Genomic DNA, 8,801 nt, shown 5'->3' with positions numbered 1-8,801 from the left:
GACTTTCACCCTAGAGATGACGCCCATGCTGGGCGTACATAAAAATAGCGCCTCCTAATAAGGAGACGCTATTGCTTGGTTCGTTATGCGTTATAGGAATCGACGTCAGATCAGCCGTGCTTGCGGCCCGGAATGACGCCGGTTCGGTTATATTCGTCGACGATATGATCGATTTCCTTCTTCAGCTCGTCGACAAGCTCGTGTTCCGGCACCTTGCGGATCATCTCGCCGTAACGGAACAGCAAGCCTTCCCCGCGCGCGCCCGCGATGCCGATATCCGCCTCGCGCGCTTCCCCGGGGCCGTTCACCGCGCAGCCGAGCACCGACACCTTGATCGGCACCTTCACCTTCTCAAGATAAGCCTCCACTTCGTTCGCTACCGAGAACAGATCGAAATCGAGCCGGCCGCAAGTAGGACATGAAACGAGCGTTGCGGCGTTCGAAATCAATCCGAACGTCTTGAGCAGCTCGCGGGCGACCTTGACTTCTTCTACCGGATCCGCGCTCAAGCTGATGCGCATCGTGGAGCCGATGCCCATATTCAGAAGCACGCCCAAGCCGGCCGCGCTCTTTACCGTGCCCGAGAACAGCGTTCCGGCTTCCGTAATTCCCAAGTGAAGCGGGTACGGAATGACGGAGGCCGCTTTCGTATACGCGGATATTGCCATCGGTACGTCCGAAGCCTTCAGCGATACGATGATGTCGTGGAAATCGAGCTCCTCCAAGATGCCGATATGGAACAGGGCGCTTTCCACCATCGCCTCAGGTGTCGGATAGCCGTATTTGTCAAGCAGATGCTTCTCCAGCGATCCGGCGTTCACGCCGATCCGAATCGGAATGCCGCGCGCTTTGCATGCCTTTACGACTTCTTCAACCTTTTCTTTGCGTCCGATGTTGCCGGGGTTGATGCGCACCTTGTCGATTCCGTTCTCGATCGCCTTAAGCGCCAGCTTGTAGTCGAAATGAATATCGGCAACAAGCGGAATCGAAATCTGACGTTTGATGTCTTTGATCGCTTCCGCCGCTTCATTGTTGTTCACCGTGACGCGCACGACCTGGCAGCCCGCTTCCTCGAGACGGCGGATTTCGGCCACCGTCGCCTTTACGTCAGCCGTCTTGGTCGTGCACATGCTTTGGATAATGACTTCGTTGCTTCCCCCGATTGTCAAGTTTCCGACCTTGACCGGACGCGTATCCTTGCGATGGAACATGATCCTTCTCCCCCTGAAAAAGAAAGGAATTACGCGCTTTCTTCCTTTTTGTTCTTTTTATCGATCTTGACGCTGGTAAGCGTCGGTGCGATTTTGTTTTGAACGACTTCTTTCGTGATCAGGCAGTGGTTAATGTCGTTGCGGGACGGAACCTCGTACATTACCTCCAGCATGATGCTTTCGATAATGGCCCGCAGCCCGCGCGCGCCCGTATTGCGCTTGATCGCTTCCCCGGCGATCGCCTCCAGCGCACCCGGCTCGAACTCAAGCTGAACGTCGTCCATCTCGAGCAGCTTCTGATATTGCTTGACGAGCGCGTTCTTCGGCTCGGACAAGATGCGAACAAGCGCCTTCTCGTCGAGCGGCTCCAAGGAAGTAATGACCGGCAGACGTCCGACGAACTCCGGAATCAGCCCGTATTTCAGCAGGTCTTCCGGGAGCACCATCGACAAGTATTCGCCGGCCTTCAGATCGGCCTTGTTGCCGTCCGCGCCGAAGCCGATGACCTTCTTGCCGATCCGGCGCTTGATGATTTGCTCGAGGCCGTCGAAGGCGCCGCCGCAAATGAACAAAATGTTCGTCGTATCGATTTGGATAAATTCCTGATGCGGATGCTTTCGGCCGCCTTGCGGAGGCACGGATGCAACCGTTCCTTCCAAAATCTTCAGAAGCGCCTGTTGCACGCCTTCGCCCGATACGTCGCGGGTAATGGAAGGATTTTCGGACTTGCGGGCCACCTTGTCGATTTCGTCGATGTAAATAATGCCGCGCTCGGCCTTCTCCACATCGTAGTCCGCAGCTTGAATCAGTTTCAGCAAAATATTTTCAACGTCCTCGCCGACATAGCCCGCTTCCGTGAGCGACGTGGCGTCGGCAATCGCGAACGGTACGTTCAAAATTTTGGCGAGCGTTTGGGCGAGCAGCGTCTTCCCGCTGCCGGTCGGACCGACGAGCATAATGTTGCTCTTCGTGAGTTCGACGTCGTCGTTCTTATTGTTCGTATTAATGCGCTTATAGTGGTTGTATACGGCTACGGCAAGCGATTTCTTCGCTTGTTCTTGGCCGATCACGTATTGATCCAGAATGTCGCGAATTTCTTGGGGCTTCGGAACGTCCTTCAAATCGAGCTCTTCGTCGTGGCCGAGCTCCTCCTCCACAATTTCCGTGCAAAGCTCAATACATTCATCGCATATATATACGCCCGGTCCGGCGACCAATTTTCGAACTTGATCCTGCATCTTTCCGCAGAAGGAACATTTCAGCTGGCCCTTCTCTTCGTTAAATTTAAACATGCATCTTCCCTCCCTATTTCAATTCGCTAGGCGTTATCACCTTGTCGATTAAACCGTATTCAAGCGCTTCTTCCGCGCTCATGAAGAAATCGCGGTCGGTGTCTTTCTCGATTTTCTCATACGGCTGATCCGTATGCTTAACGTAAATATTGTTCAGCTTTTCCTTCGTCTTAATAATCCAGTCGGCGTGAATTTTAATGTCCGTCGCTTGGCCGCGCACGCCGCCGAGCGGCTGATGGATCATCACTTCGCTGTTCGGCAGGCAAAGCCGCTTGCCCTTCGCTCCCGCCGTAAGCAAAATCGATCCCATGCTTGCGGCCATGCCGACGCAAATCGTCGACACGTCCGGCTTTATATATTGCATTGTATCGTAAATCCCCATACCGGCGGTTACCGAGCCTCCGGGGGAATTGATATACAAGTGAATGTCCTTCTCCGAATCCTCGGCAGCGAGGAACAGCAGCTGCGCAATGATGAGATTGGCTACGTCATCGTCAATGGCGCTCCCCAGAAAAATAATGCGGTCTTTCAGAAGCCGTGAATAAATATCGTACGAACGCTCTCCGCGATTCGTCTGCTCCACCACGATCGGGACCAAATTCATGCAAACCGACCTCGCTTTATTTAACATTTTGTGACACCATCAGTTTATCATTTTCTTGTCGTTCTGTCATTTTGGCACATTGCCCCTCAAAAATCGAGATGCGGTTAAACGACACAAGCATTAACGGCATTAAGAAAAGCCGTTTTTAGGAAAAGAGTGGGCACGCTTTTTTAAGACTTACGTGCCCACTCTTTAAATTATATATAGACTTACGCTGTCTTGCTATTCTCAACGAGGAAGTCGACCGCTTTTTTTACGGAAAGCTCGTTGCGGATATCGTCGATCCGTCCGTTCGTTTCCAGAATGCGGCGCAGCTCGTCGATCGAACGGCGGTATTGCTCGGACATGTCCGCAAGTTCCTTCTCGAGCTCTTCGTCCGTAGCCTCGAGGCCTTCCGCCTTCGCGATCGCGTGAAGCACCAAATTATTGCGAACGCGCTTCTCGGCGTCCGGTCTCATTTGCTCCTTCAAAGCAGCTTCGCTCTGACCGGAGAATTGGAAGTACAAATCAAGGCTCATGCCTTGCGTACGAAGGCGGCCTTCGAATTCTTCGAGCATGTTGCCGATTTCGTTCTCGACCATGACCGGAGGAACGTCGACCTTCGCAGCTTCCGACGCTTTCTCGATTACCGTCTGTTCGCGGTTGATGCGGTTTTCGCGCTCTTTGCGCTTCGCGATCCGCTTCTCGATATCTTCCTTGAATTCTGCGAGCGTATCGAATTCGCTGACGTCCTTCGCAAATTCGTCGTCGAGCTCCGGAAGGTTCTTCCGCTTGATGTCGTGAACTTTCACTTTAAATACTACCGGCTTGCCGGCAAGCTCCTCGGCGTGATAATCTTCCGGGAACGTTACTTCAACGTCCTTCTCGTCGTCTTTCGCAAGACCGATCAATTGTTCCTCAAAGCCCGGAATAAAGCTGTTCGAGCCAAGCTCGAGATTGTATTTCTCGGCTTTGCCTCCTTCGAACGGCTCGCCGTTCAAGAAGCCTTCGAAATCGATATTGACCGTATCGCCGCTTTGAGCCGGTCCTTCTTCAACCGGTACCAGCTCCGCGTGACGGCTTTGGAGGCGCTTCAGCTCCTCTTCCACCTCTTCCGCGGTTACTTCAACCGGCTTGTCCTCCACTTCGATGCCTTTATATTCGCCGAGCTCGACTTCAGGCTTCACTTGCACCTTCGCCTTCAGCTTAAGCGGCTGGTTTTTGCCGAATTGCTCGATATCCACTTCAGGACGGTCGATCGGCTCGATGCCGGTCTCTTGAAGCGCAAAAGTGTACGCCTCCGGCAGCAAAATGTCGATCGCGTCTTGGTACAAGCTTTCTACGCCGAATTTCGCTTCGAAAATTTGGCGCGGCACTTTGCCCTTGCGGAAGCCCGGTACGTTCACGCGGCTGGAAACTTTCTTAAAAGCTTTGTTAATGGCTTCGTTCACCTGTTCGGGTCCGACCTCGATGGTGAGAACGCCGACATTGTTCTCTAATTTTTCCCAACTTGCCTTCATTCTATGCATCCTCCAAACTTTTCGCCCATTATAACCCTGTCATTATAACAAGAATACATGTCCATTTCAAACAGTTGTTCCCACACCGTCTTTAAAAAAAAGTTTCAGGTGACGGCAAGCCCGCTGCCAATAGGGAATCAGGCGCTCCGTAATGCCGTATAAATCGGCCGCTTCGGCCGCCGCAGCATCTTCCCCGTACATCGATTCGGCCACCGCAGCATGCAGCGCGGCGGCCCAAACGTCGATCTGCTCCTCCGGCATCCGGACCATTTCTTGATAAATCGCATTTCCATAGCAATACGTCAAATATTCCCTCCACGTTTGCTGCGCAAAATACGACAGCGTCGGATCGTTCACTTCGGCCGTATGCTGCACCCGATCCGACACCTCCGGCAGCGGCGATGGAAACTGGTCAAAAAAAAGCGGCGTTTTCTCGATATCGACCGTGACGATTTCTCCCAGCTTGCCGAAGCTCGTTTCTCCCTGCGCGCCGAGCTTGCATAACGTTTGCAGCAGCTTGAAAGCGACGAAAGGGTGAAGCTGGCTGGAATGAAGCTTTTGCAAAAGCTGTTCCGCGATATCCGCGTCCTCGACGTATGCCAGCTGATCCAGCGCAAGCATTTGCTTATCGACCGATGCGTGGTTGATCGCGCCGAGCAGGCGGTTTATGTACATTTTGTCGTTCGACGCTTTGGCGGAAACCGTTCTGCGGACCATATCCTCTTCCGCTTCACCCGCATCGTCCTCCGCAATCGGTTTGTTCTGCTCGGGAGTCAAGTCTTCGGCTCCCGGAAATTGCACGCGAAGCCATTCCAGCAGCGTGCCCCACTCCTTCTCCGCACGCGGATCCCCGGTTTTGCAATCCAGCAAAAACTTCAGCAGCATTATGGCGTCGCCGTAGCGTTCCGTCTCCAACATTTTGGTCAATTGGATTTGATAATAATCAAGCGTTTTGGGAAATAGAATGACTTCGCCTTGCTTCTCGCCGTTCATATGGGTTACCCCCGAAAAAAAATGTTCTATTATAGTAACAGGTTTTGCGCCGATTTTCGAGCGGGCTCCGCTGCATCCCCCTCCGTGGAATGATTTGAAATAATTAGTGCTTGTGTTCAGGCTGGCTTCTGTGTTATTATTTTTTAGCGTCGCTTTAATACATGTCCCAGTAGCTCAGTTGGATAGAGCATACGCCTTCTAAGCGTACGGTCGGGGGTTCGAATCCCTCCTGGGACGCTTTTTTAATGCGTTGACGAGGATGAGAACCCGGCAGGGGTTCGTTGGAGCATATGCTTCGATAGCATTCGCATCGCAGTCTCGGCACGAAGTGACGAGTATCCCTCCTGGGACGCTTTTTTTATTTACATACCGCCAATTCGACAAAAACCTTCTATTCGGCCGCTTACGCCGATGTGAAGGTTTTTTTGCATTACTCTCCGTAATAGAACTTGTCCTGCAGCATTTCCTCCGTTTCGCCGAACGCCAGCACGTCCGCGGCGAACTTTTTCCGGCGTTCCTCTCCTCCCGGTTGAACGAACAGCTGCGCGTCGACGGAGGAATAAGCGGTATGCAGATTGTTATCGTACCAATCCAGATCGAGACGCTCGTCCACCGCGGCGACGTTGATCAGCCGCAGCGCTCCGTTATTGTCCTGCTTAAACGTGGCGACCAAAGGCTGTGGAAACTCGCTCGACCGCACCTCTACCTCGGCCACCCTTTCGTTCCCGCTGTAGCCCATACGGCGAAAGCACACTTCGCGTACGTCCACCATTACCGCCCACTCCTTTAAGAAGGTTGTTCATGTTCGTCTATCTGACATCAAAACCTTCAATTCTGTATTAGAGTCCCTTTGGACAGACATTTTATCCGCGGGCAGCGCATAAATATTAACATCGTTAACTTAAGCCGTATTCTGCGGATCCGTGGAACAGAAAGGACTGAAAACTATGTGTGGAATAACGGGTTGGGTAGATTGGAACAAAGATTTGACAAATTACTCTGCCATACTGGAGGCCATGACGGAAACGATGTCCGCCCGCGGCCCCGATGCGTCGGGCACTTGGCTGACGACCCATTGCGCGCTCGGGCACCGGCGGCTCAGCATCATCGATCCTGCGAACGGAGCGCAGCCGATGTACCGGAAATACGGCGGGCACACCTTTACCATTGTTTATAACGGGGAGCTCTACAACACGCTGGAATTGCGTAAAGAGTTGGAAGCGCGGGGGCATCGGTTTCGCACCGACTGCGATACCGAGGTGCTTCTTGTTTCCTTTATTGAGTGGGGGCGCGGCTGCGTAGACCGGCTGAACGGAATTTTTGCGTTTGCCGTATGGAGCGAGCGGGATCGAAGTTTATTTCTATGCAGAGACCGCCTCGGGGTAAAGCCGCTGTTTTATTCGCATCGTGACGGCATGTTTCTGTTCGGCTCCGAGCCGAAGGCGATTTTGGCGCATCCCGACTTTCAAGCTGAGATCGGTCCGGACGGACTGGCGGAAATATTCGCGCTCGGTCCTGCAAGAACCCCCGGGCACGGCGTATACGCGGATATGAAGGAGCTGAAGCCGGGCCATTTTCTTGTCTATGATTTAAACGGGCTTAGATTGCACACGTATTGGAAGGTTGAGGCGCGCGAGCATCCACATGATGTAGCGGAGACCGCCAAGCGGGTCCGGGAGCTGCTGATCGATACGGCCGAGCGCCAGCTCGTGTCCGACGTTCCCGTCTGCACCTTGCTTTCCGGGGGGCTTGATTCCAGCGCTTTGACTGCCGTCGCGGGAACGTACTATCGAAATAACGGCCTCGGCGAACTCCATACGTACTCCGTCGATTATACCGATAACGATAAACATTTTAAGTCTTCCGATTTCACCCCGAACCCCGACCGACCTTGGATAGAAAAAATGGCCGAATTTGCAGGCACCGTTCACCACTATATTGAGTTCGACACGCCCGAGCTGGTGAAAACGTTGAAGGAAGCCGTATTTGCTCGGGACCTCCCCGGTATGGCCGATGTGGACGCATCCTTGCTTCTGTTTTGCCGTGAAATCAAAAAAGGAGCGACCGTCGCTCTGTCGGGCGAAGCGGCGGATGAAATTTTCGGCGGCTACCCGTGGTTTCACCGGGAGGACGCATTGAATGCCGGGACGTTTCCTTGGTCGCTGTACACGGATTTTCGCGGGTCTCTGTTGAAAGCCGAGGTGGCGGATTGGATTCGTCCGGAGCAATATGTCGCGCAGCGTTATGCGGAGGCGCTAACCGAGGTGCCGCATCTGAAGGAGGAAGACGCCAAAGCGTACCGGATGCGCGAAATGTCGTACCTGAACATCACCCGGTTTATGCCGACGCTTCTCGATCGCAAGGACCGGATGAGCATGGCCGTCGGGCTTGAGGTGAGAGTGCCTTACTGCGACCACCGATTGGTCGACTATGTGTTCAACATTCCGTGGGATATCAAAATGACCGGCAATCAAGAAAAGGGGATTCTTCGAAAGGCGCTGGAGGGCGTACTGCCTGATGAAGTGCTGTATCGGAAAAAGAGCCCGTATCCGAAAACGCACAACCCGTCCTATTTAGCAGCGGTGAAGGAATGGATGGACGATATTTTGCAGGACGGCTCCTCGCCGCTGCTCGAATTCGTGGATGCGAAGGTCGTCCGAAAGCTGCTGGATACGGATACCGATCAATTCAACGTTCCGTGGTTCGGTCAGCTGATGACCGGTCCCCAGCTGTTCGCATATTTGGCGCAGGTGGATACATGGCTCCGGCAGTACAAGGTAAGGGTGAGGCATTAGGAGTGAGGTGTAGCGGAGCTTTGTTCCGTTGCAGTAGCCGCGTGATCACTTATTGCGGCTTTATACGGAGCTTTGTTCCGCTGCACTTTGCGGGCCCACGGCCGACCGCCTCGAACGGAACTTTATTCCGCTGCAACCCTGCACACAGCAAACTAGCTACTTCCAACGGAACTTTGTTCCGTTGCACTCTGCTGCGCCGCATGGCCGACCGTCTCGAACGGAACTTTATTCCGCTGCAACCCTGCACACAGCAAACTAGCTACTACCAACGGAACTTTGTTCCGTTGCACTCTGCTGCGCCGCATGGCCGACCGTCTCGAACGGAACTTTTGGGTTTAGAATAAAAAGTGGACACCTCGTAAGAGCCAATAGATAATAATTAAAAACGTTAATCAGAGGTGTTCACG

Annotated in this window: 7 protein-coding genes and 1 tRNA gene; 2 read left to right on the top strand and 6 right to left on the bottom strand. The window is 53.3% G+C overall.

Annotation, left to right across the window (positions count from 1 at the left end; all coding sequences use genetic code 11):
* Positions 1–110: 110 nt before the first annotated feature.
* The 5 genes from ispG to PT964_RS25975 form a co-directional block, all read right to left on the bottom strand.
* Positions 111–1,211 (bottom strand): flavodoxin-dependent (E)-4-hydroxy-3-methylbut-2-enyl-diphosphate synthase, encoded by a 1,101-nt coding sequence (gene ispG / locus PT964_RS25995; protein ID WP_274366269.1) that lies wholly within the window; start codon positions 1,209–1,211, stop codon positions 111–113.
* Positions 1,212–1,240: 29 nt separating this feature from the next.
* Positions 1,241–2,503 carry an ATP-dependent protease ATP-binding subunit ClpX gene (clpX, locus tag PT964_RS25990; RefSeq protein ID WP_274366268.1) on the bottom strand — a complete coding sequence of 421 codons (1,263 nt, stop codon included), beginning with the start codon at positions 2,501–2,503 and terminating at the stop codon, positions 1,241–1,243.
* A gap of 13 nt (positions 2,504–2,516) precedes the next feature.
* Positions 2,517–3,107 (bottom strand): ATP-dependent Clp endopeptidase proteolytic subunit ClpP, encoded by a 591-nt coding sequence (clpP, locus tag PT964_RS25985; protein ID WP_274366267.1) that lies wholly within the window; start codon positions 3,105–3,107, stop codon positions 2,517–2,519.
* 209 nt (positions 3,108–3,316) lie between these two features.
* A complete protein-coding gene (tig, locus tag PT964_RS25980; RefSeq protein WP_274366266.1) occupies positions 3,317–4,606 on the bottom strand; it encodes a trigger factor in 1,290 nt (429 codons plus the stop codon).
* Positions 4,607–4,672: 66 nt separating this feature from the next.
* The gene (locus PT964_RS25975; RefSeq protein WP_274366265.1) at positions 4,673–5,599 is read right to left on the bottom strand and encodes a hypothetical protein; all 927 of its coding nucleotides are present in this window, start codon (positions 5,597–5,599) and stop codon (positions 4,673–4,675) included.
* Between the two features lie 163 nt (positions 5,600–5,762).
* On the opposite strand from PT964_RS25975, the gene PT964_RS25970 reads away from it, so the two are divergent.
* Positions 5,763–5,836: transfer RNA gene (locus tag PT964_RS25970), tRNA-Arg, on the top strand.
* 193 nt (positions 5,837–6,029) lie between these two features.
* Here PT964_RS25970 and PT964_RS25965 read toward each other — a convergent pair.
* Positions 6,030–6,371: a hypothetical protein gene (locus PT964_RS25965; protein WP_274366264.1), complete on the bottom strand. Its 342-nt coding sequence runs from the start codon at positions 6,369–6,371 to the stop codon at positions 6,030–6,032.
* 175 nt (positions 6,372–6,546) lie between these two features.
* Here PT964_RS25965 and asnB point away from each other — a divergent pair, with 175 nt between their 5' ends.
* Positions 6,547–8,394, top strand: a complete 1,848-nt coding sequence (asnB, locus tag PT964_RS25960) for an asparagine synthase (glutamine-hydrolyzing) (RefSeq protein ID WP_274366263.1) — start codon at positions 6,547–6,549, stop codon at positions 8,392–8,394.
* Positions 8,395–8,801 lie beyond the last annotated feature (407 nt).

The sequence above is a fragment of the Paenibacillus thermotolerans genome (assembly GCF_028745515.1).
Taxonomy (GTDB): Bacteria; Bacillota; Bacilli; order Paenibacillales; family YIM-B00363; genus Paenibacillus_AE; species Paenibacillus_AE thermotolerans.
Note: the sequence above shows the minus strand (reverse complement) of the source record. Positions and strands in the feature narration are given on the sequence as shown.

Bases quoted from the DNA above. Each gene is read 5' to 3' on its own strand.
- asnB (WP_274366263.1), top strand. From the start codon at position 6,547: ATGTGTGGAATAACGGGTTGGGTAGATTGGAACAAAGATTTGACAAAT.
- PT964_RS25965 (WP_274366264.1), bottom strand. From the start codon at position 6,371: ATGGTGGACGTACGCGAAGTGTGCTTTCGCCGTATGGGCTACAGCGGG.
- clpP (WP_274366267.1), bottom strand. From the start codon at position 3,107: ATGAATTTGGTCCCGATCGTGGTGGAGCAGACGAATCGCGGAGAGCGT.
- ispG (WP_274366269.1), bottom strand. From the start codon at position 1,211: ATGTTCCATCGCAAGGATACGCGTCCGGTCAAGGTCGGAAACTTGACA.
- clpX (WP_274366268.1), bottom strand. From the start codon at position 2,503: ATGTTTAAATTTAACGAAGAGAAGGGCCAGCTGAAATGTTCCTTCTGC.
- PT964_RS25975 (WP_274366265.1), bottom strand. From the start codon at position 5,599: ATGAACGGCGAGAAGCAAGGCGAAGTCATTCTATTTCCCAAAACGCTT.
- tig (WP_274366266.1), bottom strand. From the start codon at position 4,606: ATGAAGGCAAGTTGGGAAAAATTAGAGAACAATGTCGGCGTTCTCACC.